Annotated in this window: 33 protein-coding genes; 18 read left to right on the top strand and 15 right to left on the bottom strand. The window is 62.3% G+C overall.

Translation table 11 applies throughout. The annotated features are described in order from the left end of the window. Positions 1–9: 9 nt before the first annotated feature. From gmk to QPW08_RS12855, 3 genes are read right to left on the bottom strand one after another with little or no spacing between them, the layout of a single operon-like run. Positions 10–663, bottom strand: a complete 654-nt coding sequence (gene gmk / locus QPW08_RS12865; protein ID WP_284126212.1) for a guanylate kinase — start codon at positions 661–663, stop codon at positions 10–12. A 46-nt stretch (positions 664–709) separates the two neighbouring features. Continuing rightward, positions 710–1,081, bottom strand: coding sequence for a hypothetical protein (locus QPW08_RS12860; RefSeq protein WP_284126211.1), 372 nt, complete (start codon positions 1,079–1,081; stop codon positions 710–712). After that, entirely contained in the window at positions 1,081–1,569 is a 489-nt protein-coding gene (locus tag QPW08_RS12855; RefSeq protein ID WP_284126210.1) for an SspB family protein, read from the bottom strand. The genes QPW08_RS12860 and QPW08_RS12855 overlap by 1 nt, the downstream gene beginning before the upstream one ends. Positions 1,570–1,651: 82 nt before the next feature. On the opposite strand from QPW08_RS12855, the gene hisB reads away from it, so the two are divergent. The 14 genes from hisB (at position 1,652) to pal (ending at position 10,348) form a co-directional block, all read left to right on the top strand. Beyond that, a complete protein-coding gene (gene hisB / locus QPW08_RS12850; RefSeq protein WP_284126209.1) occupies positions 1,652–2,245 on the top strand; it encodes an imidazoleglycerol-phosphate dehydratase HisB in 594 nt (197 codons plus the stop codon). Next, positions 2,238–2,867, top strand: coding sequence for an imidazole glycerol phosphate synthase subunit HisH (gene hisH, locus QPW08_RS12845; RefSeq protein ID WP_284126208.1), 630 nt, complete (start codon positions 2,238–2,240; stop codon positions 2,865–2,867). Before hisB ends, hisH begins: the two co-directional genes overlap by 8 nt. Positions 2,868–2,961: 94 nt before the next feature. Continuing rightward, entirely contained in the window at positions 2,962–3,690 is a 729-nt protein-coding gene (hisA, locus tag QPW08_RS12840) for a 1-(5-phosphoribosyl)-5-[(5-phosphoribosylamino)methylideneamino]imidazole-4-carboxamide isomerase (RefSeq protein ID WP_284126207.1), read from the top strand. Beyond that, positions 3,687–4,019 (top strand): hypothetical protein, encoded by a 333-nt coding sequence (locus QPW08_RS12835; RefSeq protein WP_284126206.1) that lies wholly within the window; start codon positions 3,687–3,689, stop codon positions 4,017–4,019. The genes hisA and QPW08_RS12835 overlap by 4 nt, the downstream gene beginning before the upstream one ends. After that, positions 4,016–4,861: an imidazole glycerol phosphate synthase subunit HisF gene (hisF, locus tag QPW08_RS12830; protein WP_284126205.1), complete on the top strand. Its 846-nt coding sequence runs from the start codon at positions 4,016–4,018 to the stop codon at positions 4,859–4,861. The genes QPW08_RS12835 and hisF overlap by 4 nt, the downstream gene beginning before the upstream one ends. A 109-nt stretch (positions 4,862–4,970) precedes the next feature. After that, positions 4,971–5,156: a PEP-CTERM sorting domain-containing protein gene (locus tag QPW08_RS12825; RefSeq protein WP_284126204.1), complete on the top strand. Its 186-nt coding sequence runs from the start codon at positions 4,971–4,973 to the stop codon at positions 5,154–5,156. Positions 5,157–5,197: 41 nt separating this feature from the next. After that, a complete protein-coding gene (locus QPW08_RS12820) occupies positions 5,198–5,512 on the top strand; it encodes a phosphoribosyl-ATP diphosphatase (protein WP_284126203.1) in 315 nt (104 codons plus the stop codon). After that, positions 5,512–5,898: an HIT domain-containing protein gene (locus QPW08_RS12815; protein WP_284126202.1), complete on the top strand. Its 387-nt coding sequence runs from the start codon at positions 5,512–5,514 to the stop codon at positions 5,896–5,898. Before QPW08_RS12820 ends, QPW08_RS12815 begins: the two co-directional genes overlap by 1 nt. An 88-nt stretch (positions 5,899–5,986) precedes the next feature. Further along, positions 5,987–6,445 carry a YbgC/FadM family acyl-CoA thioesterase gene (locus tag QPW08_RS12810; RefSeq protein WP_284126201.1) on the top strand — a complete coding sequence of 153 codons (459 nt, stop codon included), beginning with the start codon at positions 5,987–5,989 and terminating at the stop codon, positions 6,443–6,445. After that, entirely contained in the window at positions 6,442–7,158 is a 717-nt protein-coding gene (gene tolQ / locus QPW08_RS12805) for a protein TolQ (RefSeq protein ID WP_284126200.1), read from the top strand. Before QPW08_RS12810 ends, tolQ begins: the two co-directional genes overlap by 4 nt. Beyond that, positions 7,158–7,601: an ExbD/TolR family protein gene (locus QPW08_RS12800; protein WP_284126199.1), complete on the top strand. Its 444-nt coding sequence runs from the start codon at positions 7,158–7,160 to the stop codon at positions 7,599–7,601. The genes tolQ and QPW08_RS12800 overlap by 1 nt, the downstream gene beginning before the upstream one ends. A gap of 10 nt (positions 7,602–7,611) precedes the next feature. Next, positions 7,612–8,373, top strand: a complete 762-nt coding sequence (locus QPW08_RS12795) for an energy transducer TonB (RefSeq protein WP_284126198.1) — start codon at positions 7,612–7,614, stop codon at positions 8,371–8,373. Next, the gene (tolB, locus tag QPW08_RS12790; RefSeq protein WP_284126197.1) at positions 8,370–9,767 is read left to right on the top strand and encodes a Tol-Pal system beta propeller repeat protein TolB; all 1,398 of its coding nucleotides are present in this window, start codon (positions 8,370–8,372) and stop codon (positions 9,765–9,767) included. The genes QPW08_RS12795 and tolB overlap by 4 nt, the downstream gene beginning before the upstream one ends. Before the next feature lie 65 nt (positions 9,768–9,832). Further along, positions 9,833–10,348, top strand: coding sequence for a peptidoglycan-associated lipoprotein Pal (gene pal / locus QPW08_RS12785; RefSeq protein WP_284126196.1), 516 nt, complete (start codon positions 9,833–9,835; stop codon positions 10,346–10,348). Between the two features lie 50 nt (positions 10,349–10,398). Here pal and QPW08_RS12780 read toward each other — a convergent pair whose 3' ends face one another. Beyond that, the gene (locus QPW08_RS12780; protein WP_284126195.1) at positions 10,399–10,539 is read right to left on the bottom strand and encodes a hypothetical protein; all 141 of its coding nucleotides are present in this window, start codon (positions 10,537–10,539) and stop codon (positions 10,399–10,401) included. A 180-nt stretch (positions 10,540–10,719) separates the two neighbouring features. On the opposite strand from QPW08_RS12780, the gene QPW08_RS12775 reads away from it, so the two are divergent. Then, the gene (locus tag QPW08_RS12775) at positions 10,720–11,253 is read left to right on the top strand and encodes a J domain-containing protein (protein ID WP_284126194.1); all 534 of its coding nucleotides are present in this window, start codon (positions 10,720–10,722) and stop codon (positions 11,251–11,253) included. 44 nt (positions 11,254–11,297) lie between these two features. Here the strand turns inward: QPW08_RS12775 and QPW08_RS12770 are convergent, their stop codons facing one another. Together QPW08_RS12770 and QPW08_RS12765 are read right to left on the bottom strand one after the other, a co-directional pair. Next, positions 11,298–11,573, bottom strand: coding sequence for a hypothetical protein (locus QPW08_RS12770; protein ID WP_284126193.1), 276 nt, complete (start codon positions 11,571–11,573; stop codon positions 11,298–11,300). A gap of 13 nt (positions 11,574–11,586) precedes the next feature. Beyond that, positions 11,587–12,051: a hypothetical protein gene (locus QPW08_RS12765; RefSeq protein ID WP_284126192.1), complete on the bottom strand. Its 465-nt coding sequence runs from the start codon at positions 12,049–12,051 to the stop codon at positions 11,587–11,589. Positions 12,052–12,222: 171 nt separating this feature from the next. Between QPW08_RS12765 and QPW08_RS12760 the strand changes: the two genes are divergently transcribed. Then, a complete protein-coding gene (locus tag QPW08_RS12760; protein ID WP_284126191.1) occupies positions 12,223–13,803 on the top strand; it encodes a tyrosinase family protein in 1,581 nt (526 codons plus the stop codon). A gap of 6 nt (positions 13,804–13,809) precedes the next feature. On the opposite strand, the gene QPW08_RS12755 is transcribed toward QPW08_RS12760, so the two are convergent. From QPW08_RS12755 to pdeM, 8 genes are all read right to left on the bottom strand, one after another. Beyond that, on the bottom strand, positions 13,810–14,637 hold the full coding sequence (locus tag QPW08_RS12755) for an SDR family NAD(P)-dependent oxidoreductase (protein ID WP_284126190.1): 828 nt from the start codon (positions 14,635–14,637) through the stop codon (positions 13,810–13,812). 39 nt (positions 14,638–14,676) lie between these two features. Next, complete coding sequence (locus QPW08_RS12750; RefSeq protein ID WP_284126189.1) at positions 14,677–15,174, bottom strand: hypothetical protein; 498 nt, start codon at positions 15,172–15,174, stop codon at positions 14,677–14,679. 154 nt (positions 15,175–15,328) lie between these two features. Next, a complete protein-coding gene (locus tag QPW08_RS12745; RefSeq protein ID WP_284126188.1) occupies positions 15,329–16,648 on the bottom strand; it encodes a cystathionine gamma-synthase family protein in 1,320 nt (439 codons plus the stop codon). Between the two features lie 179 nt (positions 16,649–16,827). Beyond that, positions 16,828–18,261: an SLC13 family permease gene (locus tag QPW08_RS12740; protein ID WP_284126187.1), complete on the bottom strand. Its 1,434-nt coding sequence runs from the start codon at positions 18,259–18,261 to the stop codon at positions 16,828–16,830. 73 nt (positions 18,262–18,334) lie between these two features. Next, positions 18,335–19,486 (bottom strand): DUF547 domain-containing protein, encoded by a 1,152-nt coding sequence (locus tag QPW08_RS12735; protein ID WP_284126186.1) that lies wholly within the window; start codon positions 19,484–19,486, stop codon positions 18,335–18,337. A gap of 143 nt (positions 19,487–19,629) precedes the next feature. Next, positions 19,630–20,637: a DUF547 domain-containing protein gene (locus QPW08_RS12730; protein ID WP_284126185.1), complete on the bottom strand. Its 1,008-nt coding sequence runs from the start codon at positions 20,635–20,637 to the stop codon at positions 19,630–19,632. A gap of 258 nt (positions 20,638–20,895) precedes the next feature. Next, a complete protein-coding gene (infC, locus tag QPW08_RS12725; RefSeq protein ID WP_284126184.1) occupies positions 20,896–21,414 on the bottom strand; it encodes a translation initiation factor IF-3 in 519 nt (172 codons plus the stop codon). 114 nt (positions 21,415–21,528) lie between these two features. Further along, entirely contained in the window at positions 21,529–22,233 is a 705-nt protein-coding gene (gene pdeM, locus QPW08_RS12720) for a ligase-associated DNA damage response endonuclease PdeM (RefSeq protein WP_284126183.1), read from the bottom strand. A 44-nt stretch (positions 22,234–22,277) separates the two neighbouring features. On the opposite strand from pdeM, the gene hemF reads away from it, so the two are divergent. Beyond that, a complete protein-coding gene (gene hemF, locus QPW08_RS12715) occupies positions 22,278–23,135 on the top strand; it encodes an oxygen-dependent coproporphyrinogen oxidase (protein WP_284126182.1) in 858 nt (285 codons plus the stop codon). Here the strand turns inward: hemF and QPW08_RS12710 are convergent, their stop codons facing one another. Further along, a complete protein-coding gene (locus tag QPW08_RS12710; RefSeq protein WP_284126181.1) occupies positions 23,136–24,029 on the bottom strand; it encodes a glycoside hydrolase family 16 protein in 894 nt (297 codons plus the stop codon). A gap of 100 nt (positions 24,030–24,129) precedes the next feature. On the opposite strand from QPW08_RS12710, the gene QPW08_RS12705 reads away from it, so the two are divergent. Beyond that, positions 24,130–24,996, top strand: a complete 867-nt coding sequence (locus tag QPW08_RS12705; RefSeq protein ID WP_284126180.1) for a Rieske (2Fe-2S) protein — start codon at positions 24,130–24,132, stop codon at positions 24,994–24,996. Positions 24,997–25,029: the final 33 nt, after the last annotated feature.

The raw sequence follows: 25,029 nt of genomic DNA, 5'->3' as shown, positions 1-25,029 counted from the left end.
GGACGCAGGCTAGCTCATCAACCCGCGCACGAACGGGATCAGCCCGGTCTGCCGCGTCCGTTTCATGCGTTCAGCGTGCAGGATCTCGCGCACCTTGACGAAACAGGCATCGACGTCGTCGTTGATCACGACATAGTCATATTCCGCCCAGTGGCTGATCTCGCCCCGGGCGCGATCCATCCGCCGGTCGATCACGTCTTCGCTGTCAGTGGCGCGGGTTTCCAGCCGGTGGCGCAGTTCGTCGAGGCTCGGCGGCAGGATAAAGACGGTGACGACATCCTGGTCATCTTTCTGCTTCAGCTGCTGGGTGCCCTGCCAGTCGATATCGAACAGGAAGTCCTGCCCTTCCTTCAGGCCCTTACGGATATAGCCCTTTGGCGTGCCATAACGATTGCCGAAGACTTCGGCCCATTCGTAGAAATCATCCTTCTCGATCATTTCGTCGAACTTTGCGTTGCTGACGAAGTGATAGTCGATGCCGTCGATTTCGCCCGCGCGCGGCGGGCGGGTGGTGGCGGAGACGGAGAGCTGGATGGCGTCGTCTGCGCCCAACAACATGTGGCTGATCGTGGTCTTGCCTGCGCCGGAGGGCGAAGAGAGGATAAACAGGAGCCCGCGGCGGTTGAGGGCATCGGACTGGTCGTGGGGAGTACGTGCGGCCATGGGGGCCTTTGCACCGCTCGGCAGCGAGAAATCAAGCCTTGAAGGCTTAGTCTTCGCCAGCCTGTTCCTTTTCAGCCTTCTGGCCGCTGAGGCGCAGGCGGCGTTGCTGGCTGAGATCGAACAGCTTCTTTAGCGCGATCCCGCCGCCCACGATGGCTGCACCGGGGACAGAACGTGTGGCGACCTTCGCTGCAGCGAAAGCGGCGAGATTTTGCTTCACGCTCCGGTTCTGCAGCACGTCCTTGGCGACATCCTTGCCATAGCGACCCCGCAGCATGCTGCGTTCGACCGCGCTACGAAGGAGGTAGCTGCCGGCACGCAGAGCGATATCCGCCATGATGAGGTTGGTTGCCGGGTCGGGAGCATTACCCTCTTTGGCAGCATCGGTCTTGGCAGGGAGACGCTTGCGCCGGGCCATTACTTCTTGCGGCCGAAATCGACCGTCACGACATTGGATCCGTCACCATCCCCATCGCCATTGGGGGTCTCGTCGTTTTCCGGGTCTTCATGCACTTCCGGTGCCATGTCGGCGACAGTGGCCTGGAACTGCAGCCCGAAATCAACTGCCGGATCGACGAAGGCGGTAATGGCGGAAAACGGGATCTGCAGGTGCGCGGGCACCTGGTTGAAGCTGAGGCCGACGGAAAAGCCCTGGTCGGTCACTTCGAGGTCCCAGAACTTGTTCTGCAGGACGATGGTCATCTCGTCAGGGAATCGCTCGGAAAGATGCGGCGGGATCGAGACTTCGGGCGCACCGGTCTTGAAGGTAATGTAGAAGTGGTGGCTGCCAGGCAATTCGCCGCCGCCTTGCTGGATTTCCCCCAGCACGCGGCCAACCACGGCGCGCAGGGCTTCCTGTACGATCTCGTCGTAGGGAATGAGACTGTCGGGGGTGTCCTCGCTCATGGCGCCTAGGTGGCGACAGCCGGGGCTGCGGTCAAGCGCAGAATGCTTGCCTATCCGCCACTGAAAGCTATAGCCCGCGCCCATGCGAACCGGCAGAATCGAACGCAATACCGCAGAAACGAAGATCCTGATCGAGGTGAACCTCGACGGGACCGGAAAATATGACGTTTCCACCGGAATCGGCTTCCTCGACCACATGGTCGAGCAGTTTTCCAAGCATTCGCTGATCGACGTCACCATGAAGGTCGACGGCGATTTGCATGTCGACCAGCATCACACCACTGAAGACAGCGCCATCGCGCTCGGCCAGGCGCTGAACGAAGCGCTCGGCGACAAGGGCGGGATCGGTCGCTACGGCACCGCCTATTCGCCGATGGACGAGACGCTGGCGCGGGTGGCGCTGGATATCTCCGGGCGGCCCTATATCGTATGGAAAGCCGGCTTCACGCAAGAAAAGCTCGGCGAATGGGACACCGAGCTGATCGAGCACTGGTTCCATTCCGTCGCGCAGGCCTGCGGCATCACGCTGCATGTCGAGTTGCTCTACGGCTCCAACAACCACCATATCTGCGAGAGCATCTACAAGGGTTTCGCCCGGGCGATGCGGCAGGCGGTGGAGACCGATCCGCGCAAGGGCGGGGCGATCCCTTCGACGAAAGGCCAGCTGGGTGGCTGAGAGGATCGCGCTGATCGACTACGGCGCGGGCAACCTGCATTCAGTTCACAACGCATTGAAAGCTGCGGGTGCGCATGGCGTGAAGGTCACCCACAATCCTGACCTCGTCCGCAAGGCGGATCGCGTGGTGCTGCCGGGTGTCGGCTCGTTCAAGGCGTGCGCGGAAGGCCTGCGTAGCATCGAAGGCATGGTCGACGCGCTGGAAGAGCGCGTGCTGCTGGGCGGCGTGCCGTTCCTCGGTATCTGTGTGGGGATGCAATTGCTGGCCACGCGCGGGCTGGAGCATGCGGAGACGCCGGGGCTCGACTGGGTGCCGGGTGAAGTGCGGTTGATCGAGCCGACCGATCCGAGCGTAAAGGTCCCGCATATGGGCTGGAACGATGTTGCGCTCACCCCCCATGCGAGGGGTCACGCGCTGGTGGAGGAAGGCGAGGCCTATTTCCTCCATTCCTATCATTTCCACGCCGATGACGGGCACGACATCCTTGCCATGACCGATCACGGCGGCGGGCTGGTCGCAGCGGTCGCGCGCGACAATATCGTCGGCGTGCAGTTCCACCCGGAGAAGAGCCAGGCCTATGGGCTGGGGCTGTTGGAGAGGTTCCTCGAATGGCGGGTGTAGTTGCAAATTGCGAGCCCCAGCGAAGGCTGGGGCCTCAGGCCACCAGGGTACTGCCTGCGGACGGAGGCTCCCGCCTTCGCTGGAGCGCTCGCCCATGATCATCTTCCCTGCCATCGACCTAAAGGGCGGCGAGGTAGTGCGCCTCGCCGAGGGCGATATGGACCGCGCCACCGTCTACGGCGACAACCCCGCCGCACAGGCCACGCTGTTCGCGGACGCGGGGGCGGAGCACCTGCATGTGGTCGATCTCGACGGCAGCTTCGCCGGGCGGGCGGAAAACCGCGAAGCGGTGGAAGCCATCGTCGAAGCCTTCCCCGGCTACGTCCAGCTGGGCGGCGGCATCCGCACGCGCGAAGCGGTCGAGGGCTGGTTCGACCTCGGCGTTGCGCGGATTGTGATGGGTTCGGCTGCGCTCAAGGACCCCGAGTTCGTCAAGGACATGGCGCGCGCTTATGAAGGCGGGATCGTCGTGGCAGTCGATGCCAAGGACGGCATGGTCGCGACCGAAGGCTGGGCCGAAGTGTCCGATGTGCCGGTGGTCGATCTTGCCCGCCGGTTCGAGGATGCGGGCGTTGCCGCGCTGCTGTTCACCGATATCGGCCGCGACGGGATGCTCAAGGGCTGCAATATCGACGCCACGGTCGAGCTGGCGCGGCAGGTCGATATCCCCGTGATCGCCAGCGGCGGGGTCAAGGGGCTGGACGACATCCACGTCCTCTCGCTGCACGCGCATGAGGGGATTGAAGGCGTGATTACCGGGCGCGCGCTCTACGAGGGTCGGCTGGACTTGGCTGCGGCGATAGCGATGGGGGCGAGAGCGTGATTATTCAGGCGAACGCCAAGGCTGAAAGGCTGATCCTCACGTTTGGCGTCATCGGCACGGTGTTTTTTGCAATCTGGCTTCTCGGAATGGTTGTGTGGAAGGAAGCCTTCGACAATTCTCTGCTGCCGGGCCTTGCGTTCTTTGCCTTCGCGGGCATTCCTGCAGTGGGAATCTGGCATGGGCGCAAGGTGGGAAAAATGGAAATCCGTGGCTTTGTAGGCCATCGCGGAGAGCCCGATTATTGGGCAATCGCGGCGATCCTTTTCCTGATGAGCGTGTTGATGAGCGGTGCCAGTCTGCGAATGATTTATCTCGGTCTAATGACATGACCGTCCGGATCCGCGTCATTCCCTGTCTCGACGTCGCCGATGGCCGCGTGGTCAAGGGCGTCAACTTTGTCGATCTGAAGGATGCGGGCGACCCGGTCGAGCAGGCGCGGGCCTATGATGCGGTGGGGGCGGACGAGCTGTGTTTCCTCGATATTTCCGCCAGCCATGAAGGGCGCGGGACGCTGCTCGATATCGTCCGGCGCACGGCAGAAGTGTGCTTCATGCCGCTGACCGTCGGCGGCGGGGTGCGCAGCGTCGAGGATGCCCGCGCGCTGCTGCTGGCAGGCGCGGACAAGGTCGCGATCAACAGCGCGGCGGTGGCCCGGCCCGAGCTGGTGCGCGAGATCGCGGAAAAGTTCGGCAGCCAGTGCGTGGTCGCGAGTGTCGATGCCAGACGAGTCCCAACCTCCGTTCGCCCTGAGCCTGTCGAAGGGCAGGCGAAACGTGGTGGCTGGGCTTCGACAGGCTCAGCCCGAACGGTTGGGGGGAATTGCCGCTGGGAGATATTTACCCACGGAGGGCGCAAACCCACCGGGATCGACGCCATCGAATTCGCCGAGCAGGTCGCGGATCTGGGTGCAGGCGAATTGCTCGTCACCAGCATGGATGGCGACGGGACGCAGGCCGGCTATGACCTGCTGCTGACCCGCACCATCGCCGACAGCGTTTCCGTACCGGTGATCGCGAGCGGCGGGGTCGGCACCTTGCAGCATCTCGTCGAAGGCGTGACCGAAGGCCATGCCAGCGCCGTGCTGGCAGCTTCGATCTTCCATTTCGGCACCCACACCATTGCCGAGGCGCATGACGCGTTGCGCACCGCCGGACTGCCTGCCCGCATATAGTGTCGGGATAAATTACAGCATTTACATGCGGTTACAGTTGGTTAACCATGGATTTGGCAGAGTTCTGCGGATGCCGCGATAGTGGCCCATAGCTTGCTTAACCAAACCCATGGACCGCATGATCGCCGCCGTGCTGCTCGTCGCCGGCGCCCCAGCCGTGGCTGCGGGCGGCACGAGTGTGCCAGAACCATCCAACTGGGCGCTGTTCGCGCTTGGCGTGACCGGCGTGCTGGTCGGTAGGTTTGGCCTTGGGCGCAGGCGGAAACGCCCGGAAGATCGCTCTGACGCGGATTGACCGCTTGACGCCGGGCCGCCGCTGCCCGCATTGCTCGCGGCATGGACACTCTCCAACGCCTCGAAAGCACCATTGCCGCGCGCCGTTCGGCCGATCCTGCCAGCAGCTATGTGGCGAAGCTCCACGCCAAGGGGCTGGGCAAGATCGCGCAGAAGCTGGGCGAGGAAGCCACCGAAGCCGTGATCGCCGCGCTGACCGGCTCGGCCGAGGAATTGACCGGCGAAGCGGCCGATGTGCTGTTCCACCTGCTGGTGCTGCTCAACGCCCGCGGGGTGTCGCTGGCCGATGTGCTGGGCGAACTCGACCGCCGCGAAGGCGTGTCCGGCCTGGAGGAAAAAGCGAGCAGGAGCGAGTAATGCCGATCGATGCCACCAAGCCCTATGACGACAGCAACATCTTCGCCAAGATCCTGCGCGGGGAGATCCCTTCGACCCGGGTCTATGACGACGAGTGGGCCCATGCCTTCGAGGATATCAACCCGCAGGCCGAAATCCACACGCTGGTGATCCCCAAGGGCCACTATGTCAGCTGGGACGATTTCTCCGCCCATGCCAGCGCCGAGGAAATCGCCGGTTTCGTCCGCGCGGTAGGGGAAGTGGCGAGACGCAAGGGGCTGGTCGAGCCCGGCTATCGCCTGATGGCCAATATTGGCGGTCACGGGCACCAGGAAGTACCGCACCTGCATGTCCACATCTTCGGCGGTGAACCGCTGGGGCCGATGATCTGCAAGCATTGGAAGTAGTCAGCCCGATTTCGTCGCACGTCTGACTCGCTCCGTCGTTCCCGCTTGCTAGGCGACTCACGCCTCCGCTAAAGGCGTTTGCGGAATTATGGCAGCACTCCCCAATCCTCCCGGCGGTGTCTTCGACGGACCCGTGCACCTCTACGCGGTGCGGGTCTATTACGAGGATACCGACCTGTCGGGCATTACCTACCACGCCAACTACCTGCGCTGGTTCGAGCGCGCGCGATCCGACGTGCTGCGAATTTTGGAGATCGACCAGCGCGAGGCAATCGAAGCAGGGGAGGGGGCCTATGCCGTGGCCGACCTGACGCTGAAGTATTTCCGCCCGGCCAAGCTCGACGACGATGTCGTCATTCATACACGGTGCACTCAGATCAAGGCAGCGAGCGTTGTGATGCACCAGCGCGCCTATCGCGCAGACGAATTGCTGACCGAAGCGACATTCCGGGTCGGCTTCGTCGCGCCCGATGGTCGGCCGCGCCGCCAGCCCGAGGCCTGGCGCCAGGCCTTCCAGACCGTTCTTACCGAGGAAATCCCCGCATGACCTTTCCGCCCCTGAACCTGATGGCCGCTGCTGCTCCCGTCGAGATGTCGGGCAAGCTCAACCCTGTGCAGCTGTTCCTCGATGCCGATATCGTGGTGCAGGTGGTGATGGTTGGGCTGATCCTGGCGTCGATCTGGAGCTGGATGATCATCGTCAGCTTCTCCATGCGGCTTGGCACGCTCAAGCGCCGCTCAGCGGCATTCGAGCGCGAATTCTGGCAGGCGGACGATTTCGACAGCGTAATGAGCCAATACCAGAAGAAAGACGTACCTTCGGCTCGCATCGCAGGCGTGGCGATGAACGAGTGGAAGCGTTCGACCGCCAAGGGGCTGAAAGACCGCGATGCTGCTTCGTCGCGGATCGGTGCAGCTATGGCCGGGCAAGTGGCGGAGGAGGCCGATACGCTGGCCGCGCGGCTCAATTTCCTTGCCACGGTTGGTTCGGTCGCGCCCTTCATTGGCCTGTTCGGCACGGTCTGGGGCATCATGAACAGCTTCTTCCAGATCGGGGTGCAGGAATCGAGCTCGCTCGCGGTAGTCGCTCCGGGGATTTCCGAAGCATTGTTCGCGACCGCTATCGGCCTGTTCGCCGCTATCCCGGCAGTGATCGCCTACAACCGCTTCAGCAACGGGGTGAACCTGTTCGAAGCCAGGCTGCAGCGCTTCGCTGACAAGTTCCACGCCAACCTCGGCCGCGAGCTGGAGCGGCTCTGATGGCGATGGGGATCATGGCCTCACGGCGTGGTCGCAACAGCCGCCGCGCGCCGATGGCAGAGATCAACGTCACGCCTTTCGTCGACGTGATGCTGGTGCTGCTGATCATCTTCATGGTCACCGCCCCGCTGCTCAATTCGGGCGTGCCGGTCGACTTGCCCGACAGCCGCGCCAATGCGCTGCCCAACGAGGTCGAGCAGATCACGGTCACCATTGCCAATGACGGGCTGATCTACATAGACGACGTGGCGCAGCGGCCGGGCCAGTTTGCCGCAGGGCTCGCCAATGTGCCGCAACGCGCCGACGGCACACCTCCGCAAGTCACGCTGCGGGCTGACCGTTCGCTCGACTATGGCCGGGTAATGGCGGTGATGGGGGAGCTGAACCGCGCCGGGTTCAACTCGATCCAGATGGTCACCGGCGGTTCATCCGATCAACCATAGCACCGGCAAGATGACAGCACTCGCCCTCCGCCGCGAAGAAGGCCTCGGTCTCGGGGTCGCGGTTGTATTGCACTTGCTGTTGGTGGTGGCGCTGCTGGTCCAGGTCCGCAGTGCACCGGTGTTCGAGCCGGTCCAAAAAGTCACAGTGAGCCTGGCGGAGGAGGTCGGGCTGCAGGCCGAAGCACCCGAGCTGGTGTCCGAGAGCCGCGCTGCGATTGCGCCCGAGCTCGCTCCCTTGCCCGAACCCGCGCCCGAACAACCGCGCGTCGTCTCGCCCCAGCCGCGCCCGACGCAGGCCGCCCGGCCCAGGCCGCAGCCGGTGACGCGCCCTACCAGCCGACCTACGCCCAGGCCGACAGCGACCCCGCGCGGCAGCCAGATCGGGGCCGATTTCCTGCCCGGTTCCGGTGCCAGTACGACGACCGAAGAGACCCGCCTGCCCGCCTCGCAGATCGGTGCCAGCGCCAAGGCTTCGATTGGACAAGCGATAGGCCGCCAGATCAAGCCGCACTGGCAACCGCCGAGTGGCCCGGAAGTCGAAAAGATAGTCAGTTATGTCAGGTTTCGCCTGAACCCCGACGGTTCTCTGGCAGGACGTCCGGTAGTGGTTGATCAAAAGGGCGTGAACGACATCAACCGTGCCCAAGCAGAGCGCCACAAGGAACTGGCTATCCGTGCTGTGCAACGGGCTGCCCCGTTCGATTTGCCCGATGAATATTATAACGCTTGGAAAGTCGTCACGGCTGACCTGGATTGGAGATTGTCACAATGAGAACCCTCGCGATCATTGCGAGTATTGTGATCGCCGCACCGGCGTTCGCGCAGAATGAAGATCTTGGTTCCGCACCGCCAACCACTGCCGCAGTCGAGGATATTGCCGATGAAGGAGACGACGAAGGCGGCCTGTCAGTTTCGGTCTCTTTCGAAGGCAATCTCGACGATCTCGGCATCGCTATCCCGGCCTTCGCCGCCGATCGCGACGTGCCGACCGCTGCCAATGCCAGCGGCACCTCTGCCTTGGGAGTGGAGCTGGCCCGCATCATCACCAGCAATCTGCGCAATAACGGCCTGTTCGAACCGACCGGGCCCGACAGCCTGCCCAAGCCGACCTATCCGCAGATCACCGATCCGCAGTGGGCGACATGGTCCAATCGCGGCGCGGAAATGCTGGTGCATGGCTATGTCCGGGCGCGCGGCGACGGGAACCTGATCGTCGGCTGCTACCTCTACGACATGGCCCTGCGCGAAGAGCTGGTGCGCAGCGGCTGGGTCGTCCCGCCGGCAGACTGGCGCCGGGCGGCGCACAAGTGCTCCGACCTGGTCTATTCGCGGCTTACCGGGGAAAGCCCGTTTTTCGACAGCCGCATCGCTTACATCGCTGAGACCGGGCCCAAGGATAACCGCACCAAGCGGCTGGCGATCATGGATAGCGACGGGGCCAACCATCGCTTCATCACCACCGGACGCGCCACTGCGCTCACCCCGCGTTACTCACCCGATTATCGCCGGTTACTGTATCTCAGCTATGTCGACGGCAACCCGCGCATCTACATCTACGACATCGGCACCGGTCAGCAGCAGCTGGTGACGCAGAGCACCAATCCCACTTTCGCCCCGCGCTGGAGCCCGGACGGCAAGTGGATCCTCTATTCCATGGCCGTTAACGGCAACACCGACATCTACCGCGTCAGTGCGGCGGGCGGGCCGAGCGTTCGGCTGACCAACGAGCCGGGGATCGACATCGGCGGATCCTATTCGCCCGACGGCGGCCAGATCGTGTTCGAGAGCGACCGTTCGGGCAGCCAGCAACTCTACGTCATGAACGCCGACGGTTCGAGCCAGCGCCGCATCAGCTTCTTCGGAGGACGCGCGGCGACACCGGAATGGAGCCCGCGCGGCGACCAGATCGCGTTCACGCACATCGCCGGCGACTTCAATATTGCAGTGATCAGCCCCAACGGACGCGGTTTTCGCACGCTATCGAATGGCTGGCAGGATGAAGCCCCGACCTGGGCACCCAACGGACGCATCATCCAGTTCTTCCGCACCGAGCGAAACAGCGGCGATACCGCGCTCTACCAGGTCGACCTGACCGGCGAGAACCTGCGCCGCCTCAACACCCCCGTCGATGCCTCGGACCCTGCATGGGGACCGATCCTGCCATAAATGTGTTATATAACAAATCGAAGCGGGTCGCTCCGCACTCGATTCTCTCACTGAGGAGACGCCTGATGAATGCTCATATCGCTTCTGTCACCCTGCTGGCCGGCGCCCTCGCGCTGTCCGCCTGCAAGACCAGCGCCCCTGAAGACCTGCCGCCCGATCCGGGCCCGGTCACGACGACCCCGACACCTGGCCCGACTGTCCCCACCGGCCCGGCGATCGGCACGCAGGAGCACTTCGTGCGCGGCGTCAACGGGCAGAACATCATCTATTTCGATACCGATCGCTACAATATCGACAGCGCCGATGCCGCCGCCTTGCAGACGCAGGCACAGTACCTGTCGCAATATCCCAATGTGACGATCACCATCGAAGGGCACTGCGACGAACGCGGCACACGTGAATACAACCTCGCGCTGGGTGAACGCCGGGCCAATGCGGCCAAGAACTACCTGGTCAGCTTGGGCATTGATGCCAGCCGCATCTCGGTCGTCAGCTACGGCAAGGAACGTCCGGTCGCGCTTGGTTCGAACGAAGGCGCATGGGCGCAGAACCGCCGCGCGGTCTCCGTTGTTATCGACTGACTGGTGGAATAGGGTGTGCCCCTGCCCGATGGGCGGGGGCAGGCCGACGCCTAGCGAGCGAAAGCCGATATCCCGAGCGGAGCCTGCGCCTGAGCGCGCTCGACCGAGATAACCTGCTGGCCCGCTGCCATCGCGAACAGCGCCATGGTCAGCACCGAAACGGTTGCGGAAAAGCTCAGTTGTTTGCTCATGTCTTGGAACATGGGGGCGCTTTCGTCGATTGGTCTGGCGTGCCCACTAGCGGGCGGGGGTAAACACTCTGTTGCAATGCAACATTTCACTGTGCAACTGGTTCCCGAACTTTCCATCTCTCTCAATACTCCCTAGATTGGCTGTCATGATCGCCCGACCAACTGCATGTAACCTCCTCGATGCCTAAGGCGCGTCGGTCTGACGATTGGGGCTTCCCCCGCTGGCGGCCCTATGGCGGCTCGCGCGAGGCGACCAGCGTGCGTATTTGCGATCGGCATGGGTGCGAAGAACCGGGCGATTGCCCCGCGCCAAAGGCACCAAACAGCCCGGAGCGGTGGTATTTTTGCCAGAAGCACGCCGCCGAATACAATTCCAAGTGGGACTATTTCGAAGGGCTCGACAAGGCGGAGAAAGCCGCCCGGGCCAAGAGTGAGCAGGCCGAAAGCGCTGGCTATGCCGAGGCGCAGCATTATGGCTGGGCCGGCAGCGGCGACGGCAGCCGCTCCGCCGATGAAATGCGCGCGCTTGAAGTGCTCGGGCTGGATGCCGACGCCGATTTCGCCGCGATCAAGAAGGCCTACCGTGTCAAAGCCAAGGCCGTGCACCCCGACGTCAAGCCAGGTGACAAGGAGGCCGCAGACGAGTTCCAGAAACTGCAGCTTTCCTACGAAGTGCTTAAAGCAGCCGAAGAACGTCGCGAGTGGAAGGGATGAATCCACCGCCTGCCTGATAGCAGGGGTGGGCCAGGGACAGGAAGCTATCCTGCTTCGTCCTCGGGGTCGTCCCCGGCCTTGCGGACCACCGGAACATGGGCGCAGGCCATGGATTTACCGTCACCCTGATCGCGTTTTGAAGACCTGGGCAGCGGCGAGTCCGGCGGCTGTAGCATGTAGCGGGTTTCACCATCGCCAGCACAAAGCGGGATAGCACCGATAGTTGCCGTGCTGGCCGGCATCGCCATGATGGCGGGCATGGCGAAGAGCGCGGTAATTGCGCCGATCCGGGCGCGGACGCTGTGCCAGTTTGCGCTCACGCCCAGTCCGCTCTCATGTCAGGAAGCTCGGAGCGCGCGGAGCAGAGACATCGTCATCGTCACGCTCGGGGTGTTTTACAGCGATGAACGAAGCAGTGACCCCGGCCGGGGCATTGTCGCCGTGGGCTAGCGTCCGGATCACTGTGCCCACCAGTGCCGGCACCTGGTCGATGGCATTTGGCCACTGGTGCGAAAGATACCCTCGATAATCATAGCGCCACCCCTCTGTCGGCTTGCCGGCAAGCCCTGTCCCGATCCAGGCGAACTCGAACGGGTCACTATCGCGCAGAATCTTGCATTCGAGATTCAGGTCCAGGCCGTCGCCGAAAGACAGGCCGCCCGTATAGTTGCCGGTTTGCAGTCGGGTCAGCTTCAACAGGCCTTCGCCGAACAGCAGCGCAAGCGCAGCATTGGCATCCGAATCCACGCGGTCGTAGCGGTTGAAGAAGCTGCGATATGTCCAAAGCCCTTCGAGCATGAGTCGATGTCCCGGATTGGTCCTGCAGGTGAATATAAAAATTCTCGATGCTTGGCAAACCGGGAATATTGACAACCGCAATATTTAGTGGTCATTTCAGATTTTACAAAAATATGGGTCCGTCATCAGAGTTTTATTCGGAGTGTTTTTCCGAAATGGAGGGGTGTTGCCATGACTAATTCAATCCGTGTTCGCAGGTCTATCTGGGATATCCAGGCCGATTTCGACAATGGCAATACGACCGAACTCGACAACCTGATGCGCGCCTGGAAGGGGATCAAGGATCTGCCGGCCACCGACCCGAATTCATTCTTCGTAATCGGCGGGTATCATGGCGAGCCATTTACCGGCGAAGGGGCGACTGACCCGTCCTGGTGGGGCGGTTATTGCCAGCATGGCACAGTCCTGTTTCCGACCTGGCACCGGGCCTACATGATGCGCCTGGAGAATGCGCTGCGCTCCATCCCGGGCTGCGAGGATGTCACGCTCCCGTTCTGGGATGAAACCAGCCAGCAATCCCTCTCTCTTGGCTTGCCCCCCTGCCTGACAGACGAGTTCTATACGCTCGACGGCGTGCAAATTCCCAACCCGATACGGTCTTTCACTCTGCCTGATGCGATCCAGGATGTTGCCGGGCAGACCCTGTATTCCAAGCCTGCCGGGTATGCGACGGTCCGCTACCCGCTTTCCGGCCTCGTCGGTACGCCGCAGGCGCAGTCGGAATCCGCCGCGCACAATGCGCAGTTCCCTACTGCAGCCGACCAGAATACGCAGCTGAACTACAACATCACGCAGTGGCTCAACACCCAGGTGGTGGTTGGCGGCGGCACATGGGGACTGATCCACAAGCGCTTTGTCGCCTGCCTTGCGGCACCCACCTACACGCTGTTCTCCAACACCACGAGCTCGAGCGCTTACAACAACGCCAACCCGCAATCGCTGGTGATGGCGCTGGAAAGCCCGCACAATTACATGCACTTGGCAGTCGGCGGTTTCGACGTGCCCGGGCAGGGGAATATCTCTCCCATCGCCGGTGCCAATGGCGACATGGGCGAGAACAACACCGCCGGGCTCGATCCGGTGTTCTTCTTCCACCACTGCTTCATCGACTATGTGTTCTGGAAATGGCAGCAGCGCAGCGGTTCGACCCAGAACCTCACCATCGATCCGAACGATCCCGGTGCCACATATGGCGAGAACAATCCGCCACCGGCCGGGGCTGACCGTAACGCGACGATGTCGCTGCAGACTCCCTTGCTACCGTTTGTCGATGCCAGTGGAGCCTCTGTCACCAGCGCGGATTGCATCGATATCGAAGGGCAGATGGGCTATACCTACGGCCCGGGATCGCTCGATGCTCCTGCCGCCAAGGCGGTCGATTCGCTCGCGGCAATGACAACGTCTGCCGCGCCGAAAGTTGCGCACGTAGAAGGTATTGACCGGTCCAAGGTGCGCGGTTCGATGCTGATCGCGATTTATGGCGAACGCGACGGCAAGCGCGAGTTGATCGATGTCGAACCCGTACTCAGTCGCTGGAATGTGGAAGGCTGTGCCAACTGCATGAGCAAGCTGAAGGTGAGCGCGGACAGCTATATTCCCGAAGGTCTGGAACCCGAGAAAGTCACTGTGGAACTGCATACCCGCGACGGCATCGTCGGTGATGGTCCTGTGAACAAGGCCGCCGGGGTGCTGACGGAAGGGTTCGTGGCAACCGAAGGCGAGCGACCCAGCTATACGCTGGAAATCCGCTAGGTATGGCTAGTCTTCCTGCTCTGCCGGCGGGCGCTGCCCTGCGGTATTGATCTTCGGATCGGGATTGTCGTTCCACCACGGGGTGTCGGTGAAAGGCCGCAGGTCGAGCTCGTGTGTCCAGCAGTTCCTCGGCTGCTGGGCCAGGTGCCAGTAGGTTTCCGCCAGCGCAGCGGGATCGATCACGCCGTCCTCGCCCTTGCTCGCCTTATAGGCTTCGAACCTGTCGCCGAGCAGCTTGCCCAGCGTGTCGGGCGCATCGACTGAACCATCGACCACGACATGCGCGACATGCACGCCTTGCGGGGCGTATTCGGCGTTGAGCGTCTGGCACAGCATCCGCCGGCCACCCATCGCGGCGGCATGGCTGTGCTGCCCGGCATTGCCGCGCACAGCGGCCGTCGCGGAAGTGACAAGCAGCGTGCCCTTTCCGCGTTCGACCATCGCCGGGAACAGCGCATGAGCGAGGCGAAACACACCGTAGCATCCCAGTCGCCAGCCGAGCTCGAAGGTGCGGTGCGGTGTATCGTTCAGCGTGCGATTCCCGATCTGCGCGCCAAGATTGTAGAGCGCAGTGTCGATTGGGCCGATGTCGCGCTCTACCCGCTCAACAAGATCTTCGATCGAGCCGTCTTCGCTAGCGTTGAGCAGCGTGCCGCTGGCGCTGCCGCCCGCTTCCTCGATTTGCGTCACAAGACGTTGCAGGCCCTCTTCGTCGGAACGCCGGGCCAGCACCGCGTGGTAGCCGCCGTCGGCAAAGCGTCTAGCAACATGGCCGCCGATGCCGGCACCGGCGCCGATGACGAGGATAATGGGCTTCTGTTCAGGATTTGCCATGCGGCTGTCTAGCACCCGCGCGGCGCATTTCGATAGCCCTCACCTACCCACGCCCATCTTCGCCATCTCTTCGAGGATCTTGGTCTTGTCGACGGCAAGCTCATTGGCGCTGCGCGCTTCGCGAATCTTGCTCGCGGCAACTTGCCGTGATTGCAGGACTTGCTGCGATTGGGGCAGCCGAACCTCCGGTTCGTTGAGCGCGGCAAATCGCTTGTTCACTTCAATGCGATAGGCGGCAAACGCCCTTTCACTGGCAGCCATGGACTCGTTCAGCGCGGCAATCGCCTCGCCATTTCTCTGCGATGCTTCAGTCAGCGCCTTTGCCGCTTCCGACGAATTGTCGGCGAGCTTCTGCAGCTCGATCTTGACCCCGCCGGGAAGCTCCGCCTTCACGACATTGGCTGCCAGCAGGAATACCCCGATCAATAACAGCGCGATCGGGAAAACGAAGCGTTCGGTGTTCTTCAGATAGCAGGCGATGGCGGCGACCAGGGACAATCCTCCTGCCCCCATCAGGATAATGGCGTTGTCTTGCATTGTCGGTCCTCCCTCTCGCGAGGGGCAGCCGCAGTTTGCCGATCAGATCGCCATTGATGAAGCCATGACCGGCCTCGGATTGAGCCACGGGTCTGCCCACTTCCGAGTCGCATCTACACCGGGATTGCGACTCGGGATAGGACAGGAGCGGCAATCAGACTGCGGCCAGAGCCTGTTCGAAGTCGGCGATGAGATCATCCGGATCCTCGATGCCGATGCTGATGCGCACCAGGCTGTCGGTGATGCCCAGCGCATCCTTGCGCGCCTGTGGCACGGAGAGGTGCGTCATGCTGGCCGGATGGCTGGCAAGCGTCTCGGTCCCGCCGAGGCTGACTGCGAGTTTGGCGACTTTGAGCGCATCGAGGAAGCGGAAGCATTCGGCCTCGCCGCCCTTGATGAACAGCGAGAATGTGGAGCCTGCCCCCAGGCAGTGCCGGTCATAGATGTCCTGTTGCCGCGCATCCTCGATCATGCCGAGATAGCCGAGGCCGGCGACCTTCGGGTGGCTTTTGAGGAAAGCGCAGACCTTCTCCGCATTCTCGCCCGCGCGCTGCATCCGCAGTTCGACGGTCTCGAGGCTGCGACACAGCATCCACGCGGTATTGGGATCGGCGATCCCGCCCATGGTGTTGCGCAGTGCGCGGATGGCATCGATGAAGCGCTTCTTGCCGGAGACGCTGCCGGCGACGAGGTCCGAATGGCCGCCGACATATTTGGTCAGCGAATAGACCACCAGGTCCGCGCCGTGCTCGAGGGGGCGCGACCACAGCGGGCCGAGGAAGGTGTTGTCGATGGCGATAGGGCAGCGGTCGGCGTCGAAATGCGCGTCGCGCGCTACCTTGACCGCTTCGACATCGACCAGCGCGTTGGTCGGGTTGGCGGGGCTTTCGAGGTAGATCAGCGGCACTTCGCCACCCTGCGCTTCCGCCTGCGCCTTGGCCTTTGCCATCACCGCGTCGAGTTCCGCCGGCGTTGCTCCGGCGGGGAAGTCGACATAGGTCACGCCATATTTGGCCATGATCTTGGCGACAAAGCCTTCGGAAGCAGCGTAGAGCGGGCCGGAATGAACGATCACGTCGCCCGCCTTGCACGCGGCCAGCATCAGGATGGCGATCGCGGTCATCCCGCTGGAGAAGCTCAGCGCCTCTTCGGCTCCGTCCCAGATGGCGAGACGGTCTTCGAGGATTTCCTGGTTGGGTGCGTTGAAGCGCGAATAGACCAGGCCCTCGGCACCGCCCGGGCGGATTCCGGTGATGCCTTCGAAGTGACGCTTGCCGTCGGCGGCGCTCGGGAACGCGAAAGTACTAGTGAGGAAAATCGGGCTCTTGAGCGAGCCTTCGGACAGCGCCGGGTCATAGCCATGGCCCATCATCAGCGTGCTGGGCTTCATCTCGCGACCGTTGATGGTGGTCACCTTGGGCTTGGGATTGCGGCGCGGGGTGGGCTGATCGACAGCGTCGACGGCATCGGTCATCGGTGATGGACCTTCCTTGTGTCACGCTCCCAGGAAGGCAGGAGCCAATGGGCACACGGGCCGCCCGCTCCTAACCTCCGCAGGAGCGCATCTGCACGGTGTGCCTGAATGCTGGCACAGGCAAATACCGCCGCGTCGGCACCCGTGCAACCGGTTACAAATGAAATTATCCCATGTCGCTATGCCAGGATTGCGGCCACTGCCCAAACCAGTGCAACGATCAGGAATATGCCGATGAGGTCGAGCAGGATTCCGGCCTTGACCATCCGCTCGATGCGGATGTGACCGGTGGACCATGCGATCGCGTTGGGCCCGGTCCCGGCAGGAAGCATGAAGCCCCAGCTGGCAGCGAGCGCGGCGGGCATGGCGAGCAGGATCGGATCGACCCCCAGTGCCACCACCAGGCTCGCTACCACCGGGATGATCCCGCTCGCCGTAGCGACATTGCTGGCGAATTCGGTGATCAGCACGACCATGGCGACAATGGCGATTGCGACCACCACCAGCGGGAGTGCATCGAGCGGCAACAACGCTTGCCCGAGCCATTCGGCAAGGCCGGAGGCTTGCATGCCTGCTGCCAGCGCCAGCCCGCCGCCAAACATCATAATGACACCCCATGGTGCACGATCGGCTTCCTGCCATTTCAGCATGGGCCGCCCGGTTCCGTCAGGCAGCAGGAACAGCGCCAGCGACGCGAGGATGGCGATAGTGCCGTCGGTCCAGCTGTCCTCCGGCAGGTAGGGCGCAACCCAGCGCTGACTCATCCACAGCAAGAAAGTGATGGCGATGATCGGCAACAGGCGCTTTTCAGCACTGGACCATGGAGAGTGGTCGTCGATTGTGGCACGCGCCGCCTTTACGTCGAAAGGGTGGGCGGAAACGCGCTGCACCCGCGAGATCAGGAACGCGGCCAATGGCACGCCAACGATTACAACCGGCAAGCCATAGGCCATCCATTCGGCAAAGCTGATGCGCAGTCCCGTCATTTCATCGAGCAAGGCAACCGCGATGCCGTTTGTCGGTGAGCCGACAATGGTGCCGAGCCCACCGATGCTGGCGGCAAAGGCGATGCCCATGGGCAGTGCGCCAGCCAGGCCTTCCTTGTGGCCTACCGCTTCGCTGCTTGAGGCCAAGGGCACACCCCCGCCATGCAGGACTGCCAGCGCCATCGGCATCATGATCAGCGACGTCGAGGTGTTGGAAATCAACATGGAAAGAACTGCCGCGCTAACCATGAAGGCGAGCAACAGTCGCGACTGGTCACCGCCGCTGCCGATCGTCTTGAGGATGGCAAGGCTGAGCCGCCGATGCAGCCCGGTCCGCTCGATGGCTAGCGCCAGGAATGCACCGCCCAGCAAGAGGAACAGGATAGGCGCGTAATAGGCGCTCGCGGTCGCCTTGGCACCCATCACACCGCCCAGCGGCAAGACGATGAACGGCATCAACGCAGTGGCCGTGAGCGGGATCGCTTCGGTCATCCACCAGCTCGCCATCAGCACGACCAGCCCAGCGACGATCAGCGCCTCGCGCGTCATGCTGCCCGGCACAGGCGCAAGGAATCCGGCCAGCAGGCCGAGTGCGCCGATAATCAGACCGATCCGTTGTGCAGTCACAAACTTCCCCTCTGCGGCTTGTCCTAGCGTTCAGGCTGCAGAGGGCAAGGTGGGCAGGCGGGCCGGGTGTCGATTACTCGACTTCGTAGCCTTCGCCGGTCGAACTGTTCATGTCGATCACGATAACCCGCGGTGTCAGCTCCTTGCGCCGGATCAGTTCGTTGATCTTGCGGCGATGTTCAAGGATCAGCCGCGCAACCGAGCTTGGCACGCGCGTGCTCTGGGCCGAGGTCATGCCATCTTCGCCGAGGGTCTGGATATTGCTGTAGCTCGGCTCCCGCTGCCCGCCGGCAAGGTCCGAGATATCGGTCTCGTACAGCGAGGCTTCGCTGCGGGTCGTCTTCTCCAGCACATCTGCCACATCCAGGCGGGCATATTTGTCGATATGGGCGCGCAGGTCGGCCTCCCAATTGCCGAAGTAGAACGGCCGTGCCTCTTCGTAGATCTTGGAGACATGCATGGTCGAACCGATCTTCTCGACGCCCCGCAAGCTGTTGACGAACTCGCGCGCATTGTCCGCCAGCAGGCGCGAGACATTGGCGGCGGTGAAGGCTTCTCCCGGGATCGAAGGCCCGCCGATTTCCCCGCGGAAGAAGCCGTAGATGACCTTCGGATCCTGCCAGTTGGGATAGACGATCTTTGTGCGAATATCGCGCGGGCTCATCGCCACGCCATTGACGGTAATGACCTTGGCTTCGTCGAGCGACACATTGTCGGGCCCGAACTTGCCCAGCGAGGGCGAGCGGACCGGATATTGCTGCGCCAGCTCGGCAATGACCGCAGCGTTGTGCAGGTTGATCCAGTAGGCCAGCTGCTCGTTGCGCGGCAGCGAGGCTATGTCGACCTGGCTGGCAACGCTTTCCAGATCCTGCTTGTACGCCAGCAACGAGTCCTTGATGTCCTGTTCAAGGAAGGAAAAAATCACCCGGTTTCCTTCGAGGCGATAGCGCGAATGATGTCCGCGTTTGATCCTCCCGGACAGCCCGACTTCGACGGATGGAGCGGCCTGGCGCGAGGATCGACCCATGCGAAACACGACATAACGCAGGGCTTCGTCCCATACCGTGTAATCGAGCGAGGTCTGCGTCATATCCGCCTTGGGCGTGAACTGCGCGAAAGAGGCATCGCTGGCAGAAGCCGCGCTCTGCGCAGAAGCCGGTACGGTTGCAATGAGCGACAGGGCTGCGCCTGCAGAAAGGGCGGCAAGCAAGATCTTACGGGGCATCGGGGGACAAGCTCCAATGAGAAGGGGGATACTGGGGCGACCGTACTGTTTGTTGCACAATGCCTTAGCCGTACACGGCAGGCAAGGTGGTCGCGGTTCGATCAATTTGTGGCCGGGCTCGACCAATGACTTCGCACGCCAGCCTATTCGACCTCTTTCTTCCGTTCCTTTTCCATATCGATCACGGTGACCTTGCCAATCAGCTTGCCCCGGCGGATCATCCGCTCGAGCTTGGCATTCCGTTCGCCAACCAGCCGGGCAATATTGGGGGCCAGGCCATTGGTGGGAACTGGGTTGGGATAATATTGCGGATCGAATTCTGCCCCGGCGAGGTCGGAGATGTCTTCTTCCCACAAGCTCGGCTCGATCGTATGGGTTCGCTCGATCAGCCCACGCACATCCTCGTCGCTGTAGGCGATGAGATGGGCCCGCAGGCTGGCCTGGCGGTCGGGGAAATAGAACGGGATAGCCTCTTCGTAGAGCCGTGAGACATGCATGATCTTTCCACGTTTCTCCGTCCCCCGCAGGGAGTTGACGAACTCATCGGCTGCCTCGTCGAGCAGGTCGGAGACATTCTCGCCGGTAAAGGCCTCCCGCATGATCGAAGGCCCGCCGATTTCTCCGCGGAAGAAGCCGTAGATGACCTTCGGATCCTGCCAGTTGGGATAGACGATCTTTATGCGAATATCCCGGGGGCTGAGCATCACCCCGGCGATGGAAACGATCTTGGCTTCGTCCAGCGGGACGCGTTCCTCCCCGAGCCGCAGCATGGCCGGTCGCTTGACGGGATAATTGCGCGAAATCTGTTCGATCACCGCGACATTGTGCAAGTTCAGCCAGAACGCCAATTGCTCATTCCTCGGTAGGGAAGTGAGGTCGACTTGCGCTGCGACGGCCTCCAGGTCCTGCCGGTAGGCGGTCAGCGCTTCCAGTTGTTCGTCCTCCAGGAAAGAAAACAGCACCCGGTTGCCTTCCAGCCGAAGCCGGGACTCATGCCCATAGACGAAACGGGTGGCTATCCCGGCAGATACGCTCGGCGCTCCCTTGCGCTCCGATCGGCCCATCTTGAAGACGATTTCCTTGAGCGCGGCATCCCAGTATCCGTAATCGATGCTGATATCCTGCTTCGCCGGTGCCGGAGCGAAGAGCACGGCCTCGCTCTGGCTTGATGCGTGAAGGGGGATGGGCGAGGCGACAAGCGCAACTACAGCCAACGAATGGCGAATTGGGAACCGGGGGGATTTGGGCATGCTGCAGACTCCGCTGGGGGTGGGGTGCATGCAGCGGCATCGATGGTCAACGCAAATACCGCCGATGCCGCGGCAAATATCCGTAGCATCGGCGGTATCGCAAATTCATGTAAGTCGCCAGCCCTGCAGCCTTTTTGCTGCAAGTACGCGCGGTAATACTTATTTTGGAGCCAGCACCATCAGCATCTGGCGACCTTCAAGGCGGGGAAAACTCTCTACCTTGGCGATCTCTTCCACATCGTCACGCACGCGATTGAGCAAATTCATGCCCAGTTGCTGGTGCGTCATCTCGCGGCCCCGGAAGCGCAGCGTCACTTTTACCTTGTCGCCATGCTCCAGGAACTTGTTCACGTTCCGCATCTTCACGTCATAATCATGCGTGTCGATGTTGGGGCGCATCTTCACTTCCTTGATGTCCTGGGTCTTCTGCGTCTTGCGCGCCAGGTTGGCCTTTTTCTGCGCTTCGTAGCGGTGCTTGCCGACATCGAGGAACTTGCACACCGGCGGGTCTGCGTTGGGTGAGACCTCGACCAGGTTCAGGCCCTTCTCCTGGGCCTGCTCGATCGCTTCGTTGGTGTACATGACTCCAAGGTTCTCCCCTTCGTCGTCGATGACGCGAACCTTGGGCGACTGGATGAAATTGTCGTATCGCGGACCGCTCTTGACCGGCGGCTGCATGGAACGACGTGGTGGACGGGCTATGGGGCATTCTCCTGAAATGGCCGTTTGAACTGGGCGCTATGTAGGGGGTGAGCGAAGGATTCGCAAAGGGGTTGCGTTACCGGGCGCGAATTAAATGCCGTGTGTGGCACCTTCGCGCCAAAGCGGGAATGTCGAGAGCCTGCCCTTGACCGGGACCAGCGCATCAATCGCTGCAGAGGGCTGCAGTGCCCCCAGGATTGCCGGGTCGCCTGCATCCATGCCGCCGGTAAGGGTGCCGAAGGCTGGCAGGATCATGCGGTCGGAAGTCGTCCCGCTCGCTCGCACTGCGCAAGGTCGGCTGACATGACGCTGGCGCACACGGACGCGGAGCTTGGGATGGTAGTGGCCGGATAGTTCCGGGCGCGTCTCGCCGCGCCGGGCCTCATGCCGCAATACAATGCCGCCAATCTCCAGTTCTTCAGCAACAGTGCCGCCGAAGCTGCGGTGCATGGCCTCGCCATCGTGATTGCCGGTGATCCAGACCCAGTCGAGCGACCGGGTCAAGGCTTCCAGCATCCCGGCAGCATAGGGCTCCAGCCGCGAGGAACCTTCGCGATCATGGAAATTGTCGCCCAGGGTAATGACACGCCGGGCCCCTGTCGCCTTCACGGCGTCGGCCACCCGCTCCAGCGTTTCGCGACTGTCGTAGGGTGGCAGCATCTGCCCGTGGCGAGCATAGAAGCTGGCCTTCTCCAGGTGCAGGTCCGCCACCAAAAGCGCTCTTTCTGCCGGCCAATAGAGGGCGTTGCCGGTTGTCAGGAGCAATTCTTCGGATGCGAACGAAAGGGGAACCATTGTGGTCACTTGCCGCGACTCATGCGGTTTGGCAAGGGTGCATCATGACTGACTGGACAACCCAAACCGCCACCGCGAGACAATGGTTCGAAGCCTTGCGGGATTCGATCTGTGCCGAGTTCGAAGCAATCGAGCGCGAGGCGGGCTCGGATGCTGCATTCCAGTACACTCCATGGGATCGCGAGGAAGAGGGCAATCCCGATCCCGGCGGCGGCGTTCAGGGCCTCATGAAAGGCAAGGTTTTCGAGAAGGTCGGGGTCAATGTCTCGACCGTGAAAGGCAATTTCAGCAAGGAATTCGCCGGACAGGTCAATGGTGCCAGCGCAGAGAATCCGGGTTTCACCGCAACCGGCATCAGCCTCGTCGCGCATATGGCCAACCCGCATGTGCCGGCGGTGCACATGAACACCCGGTTCCTCACCACGCAGGCGGCCTGGTTCGGCGGCGGGGCAGACCTCAACCCGCCGATCCCCTATGCCGAGGACACCGACGAATTCCATGCCCGCTTCCGCGCCGCATGCTCGGCGCATAACCCGACCTATTACGAGCGGTTCAAGAAATGGGCCGACGACTATTTCTATATTCCCCACAGGGGCGTGCATCGCGGCGTGGGCGGGATTTTCTACGATCACCTGGAATGCACGGACGACGCCGCGTTCGAGCGCAATTTTGCCTTCACGCAGGATGTCGGCAAGGCATTTCTCGACATCTTCCCGAAGCTCGTCCGCCGCCGGATGGAAAGCCCGTTTACACCCGAAGAGAAGCAGACCCAGCTCGAATGGCGCGGACGCTATGCCGAATTCAACCTGGTTTACGACCGCGGCACGCTGTTCGGCCTCAAGACCGGCGGCAATATCGATGCCATCCTGATGAGCCTGCCGCCTGAGGCGGTGTGGAGCTGATCAGTCGCCAGCGTCGAGCGGCGCGTAAACCTTCACCCAGTCCACCTCCATTGCCACTTCGCCGCGCTTGATCAACTCGGCAGTTGCTTGGGGCAGGCCGTAATAGGGTTCTTCGACCCGATTGTTCTTGACTGGATAGGCTCCGCCGATTGCGGAATTGAGGATGAGGTATTTGGGATTGTCGAACGCCCAGTCGCTCAGGTGTTCGACCATTTTGCGGGTAGCGCGATAGGTCACGCGCCCGTCGATCTCGAACTGGATCATATCCGGCGTCCATTCGACAGCATAGACATGCCAGCCGGTCGCGTCCTCACCCTGCGGGAAGTAGAAGCGGTCAACGAATGGCGTATTGTCGCCCGAGTAGCCCGGACCGTGCAGCGCGACTGCTGTCCAGTCCTTCTCGCCGATATACTCCATGATGTCGATTTCGCCTGTATCCGGCCATTTGCCGTTGCCCAGCATCCAGAACGCCGGCCAGAAACCTTCCGCATCGGGCAAGCGAATCCGGGCCTCTGCGCGGCCGTATGTCGTCTCGAACTTTCCCTTGGACTCGAGCCGACCGGACACGAAATCGGCTTCGCGGTCCTCGTGCGGATCCACGCCGGGGCGATAGACCGGGCGCAGCTCCAGCACGCCACCCTCTGCACCTTCGACACCATCGCGGAAAACGATGGTTTCAGGATCGTCGAGATAGGCCTGCTCCTCCCGATTGACCCAGAAATCCGTGCCGACAACGATCCACTTTTCGCGATCAAGCTCGCCATTGTCGAAGCCGTCGAAGAATATAAGCTCGCGCTCCGTATGGGCTTGGTCGGAGGTTTCTGCGGTGGTGCCGTGGCAGGCCGCTAGCGTAAGAGTGAGGCTGGCAGCGGCAAGGACATATATTGCTTTCATGAGGGCCTTTCGTTCTGTTTAGGGCTAGCGAGGCAGAGATGGACAGGGTTACAGCGCCCGCTCCAGATCGCTTCGGATCAAGCCCGTGCGGGAGCAGTATATGCAGACAATGACTGAAGAGCGCGCAAGTTTCGCAGTGCGCCCGACAAATATCGCTGCCGATGCGACAGATCACCTGCACTACCTCGGCAACTATGTCCGCGACATACCGTCTAGCCTGCCCCGGATGATGGAGAACGCGCACGACTGGGAGCACTTGCCGTTTGTTCATCCGTCTTCCTTTGCAGCGATCGAAGAGGTTGAAAGCGGCACCTGGGGATGGCGCTGCAAGACCGCGCTGCCGAACAATGGCGGCGAGCAGCTGATCGAGCTGCTGGTCGACAACGAACGGCATTACTGGGCGACCACCGTTGTGGCAGGGCCAGCACAGGGGACGCAGATCCACACGCAAGCCAAGGACAATGACGCTGGCGGGATCACGGTCGATGTCCGTTTCTACCTGCCGCAGCCGCCCGAGCATGAGGAGCAGGCGGCGATGATCCTTGGCTATCTGCAGGCGCAATACGCCACGCTCTATGACGAGGATGAAGCGCTGATGCTGGGGCGGCAGGAAGCGCTTGACGAGCGCAAGGCGCTGCGCGGAACGGACGACAACTCTGCTGTCGACCTTGGCCCGGAGGCAGAGCTCGACCACGCGCGCGTGCACGAAGCGACGCTCGACGGGGCGAGGGTGCTGGTGCGGCACTGGCAGGGGCAATGGGTTGCCCATGCCGCCCGCTGCCCGCACGCGCTGGGCCCGCTCGACGATGCCCAGCCCGATGCCAACGGTGGTATCACCTGCCCCTGGCACGGCTACCGCTTCGACCTTGCCAGCGGGAGCGAGGAACGAGGCCGCTGCGGCGCGTTGCGGCTCTATCGCACTGCTGTCGAAGATGGGCGGCTGGTCGTTCACGCCGACCTGCGCTAACGCGCGCCCGACACAGACCTCCCCGGAGTATCC

The sequence above is a fragment of the Parerythrobacter aestuarii genome, from assembly GCF_030140925.1.
GTDB classification, from domain to species: Bacteria; Pseudomonadota; Alphaproteobacteria; order Sphingomonadales; family Sphingomonadaceae; genus Parerythrobacter; species Parerythrobacter aestuarii.
Note: the sequence above shows the minus strand (reverse complement) of the source record. Positions and strands in the feature narration are given on the sequence as shown.

Excerpts from the sequence above, each read along its gene's own strand:
- gmk (WP_284126212.1), bottom strand. The coding sequence starts at position 663 with ATGGCCGCACGTACTCCCCACGACCAGTCCGATGCCCTCAACCGCCGC.
- QPW08_RS12860 (WP_284126211.1), bottom strand. The coding sequence starts at position 1,081 with ATGGCCCGGCGCAAGCGTCTCCCTGCCAAGACCGATGCTGCCAAAGAG.
- QPW08_RS12855 (WP_284126210.1), bottom strand. The coding sequence starts at position 1,569 with ATGAGCGAGGACACCCCCGACAGTCTCATTCCCTACGACGAGATCGTA.
- hisB (WP_284126209.1), top strand. The coding sequence starts at position 1,652 with ATGCGAACCGGCAGAATCGAACGCAATACCGCAGAAACGAAGATCCTG.
- hisA (WP_284126207.1), top strand. The coding sequence starts at position 2,962 with ATGATCATCTTCCCTGCCATCGACCTAAAGGGCGGCGAGGTAGTGCGC.
- hisF (WP_284126205.1), top strand. The coding sequence starts at position 4,016 with ATGACCGTCCGGATCCGCGTCATTCCCTGTCTCGACGTCGCCGATGGC.
- QPW08_RS12825 (WP_284126204.1), top strand. The coding sequence starts at position 4,971 with ATGGACCGCATGATCGCCGCCGTGCTGCTCGTCGCCGGCGCCCCAGCC.
- QPW08_RS12820 (WP_284126203.1), top strand. The coding sequence starts at position 5,198 with ATGGACACTCTCCAACGCCTCGAAAGCACCATTGCCGCGCGCCGTTCG.
- QPW08_RS12815 (WP_284126202.1), top strand. The coding sequence starts at position 5,512 with ATGCCGATCGATGCCACCAAGCCCTATGACGACAGCAACATCTTCGCC.
- QPW08_RS12810 (WP_284126201.1), top strand. The coding sequence starts at position 5,987 with ATGGCAGCACTCCCCAATCCTCCCGGCGGTGTCTTCGACGGACCCGTG.
- tolQ (WP_284126200.1), top strand. The coding sequence starts at position 6,442 with ATGACCTTTCCGCCCCTGAACCTGATGGCCGCTGCTGCTCCCGTCGAG.
- QPW08_RS12800 (WP_284126199.1), top strand. The coding sequence starts at position 7,158 with ATGGCGATGGGGATCATGGCCTCACGGCGTGGTCGCAACAGCCGCCGC.
- QPW08_RS12795 (WP_284126198.1), top strand. The coding sequence starts at position 7,612 with ATGACAGCACTCGCCCTCCGCCGCGAAGAAGGCCTCGGTCTCGGGGTC.
- tolB (WP_284126197.1), top strand. The coding sequence starts at position 8,370 with ATGAGAACCCTCGCGATCATTGCGAGTATTGTGATCGCCGCACCGGCG.
- pal (WP_284126196.1), top strand. The coding sequence starts at position 9,833 with ATGAATGCTCATATCGCTTCTGTCACCCTGCTGGCCGGCGCCCTCGCG.
- QPW08_RS12780 (WP_284126195.1), bottom strand. The coding sequence starts at position 10,539 with ATGAGCAAACAACTGAGCTTTTCCGCAACCGTTTCGGTGCTGACCATG.
- QPW08_RS12775 (WP_284126194.1), top strand. The coding sequence starts at position 10,720 with ATGCCTAAGGCGCGTCGGTCTGACGATTGGGGCTTCCCCCGCTGGCGG.
- QPW08_RS12765 (WP_284126192.1), bottom strand. The coding sequence starts at position 12,051 with ATGCTCGAAGGGCTTTGGACATATCGCAGCTTCTTCAACCGCTACGAC.
- QPW08_RS12760 (WP_284126191.1), top strand. The coding sequence starts at position 12,223 with ATGACTAATTCAATCCGTGTTCGCAGGTCTATCTGGGATATCCAGGCC.
- QPW08_RS12755 (WP_284126190.1), bottom strand. The coding sequence starts at position 14,637 with ATGGCAAATCCTGAACAGAAGCCCATTATCCTCGTCATCGGCGCCGGT.
- QPW08_RS12750 (WP_284126189.1), bottom strand. The coding sequence starts at position 15,174 with ATGCAAGACAACGCCATTATCCTGATGGGGGCAGGAGGATTGTCCCTG.
- QPW08_RS12745 (WP_284126188.1), bottom strand. The coding sequence starts at position 16,648 with ATGACCGATGCCGTCGACGCTGTCGATCAGCCCACCCCGCGCCGCAAT.
- QPW08_RS12735 (WP_284126186.1), bottom strand. The coding sequence starts at position 19,486 with ATGCCCCGTAAGATCTTGCTTGCCGCCCTTTCTGCAGGCGCAGCCCTG.
- infC (WP_284126184.1), bottom strand. The coding sequence starts at position 21,414 with ATGCAGCCGCCGGTCAAGAGCGGTCCGCGATACGACAATTTCATCCAG.
- pdeM (WP_284126183.1), bottom strand. The coding sequence starts at position 22,233 with ATGGTTCCCCTTTCGTTCGCATCCGAAGAATTGCTCCTGACAACCGGC.
- hemF (WP_284126182.1), top strand. The coding sequence starts at position 22,278 with ATGACTGACTGGACAACCCAAACCGCCACCGCGAGACAATGGTTCGAA.
- QPW08_RS12710 (WP_284126181.1), bottom strand. The coding sequence starts at position 24,029 with ATGAAAGCAATATATGTCCTTGCCGCTGCCAGCCTCACTCTTACGCTA.
- QPW08_RS12705 (WP_284126180.1), top strand. The coding sequence starts at position 24,130 with ATGCAGACAATGACTGAAGAGCGCGCAAGTTTCGCAGTGCGCCCGACA.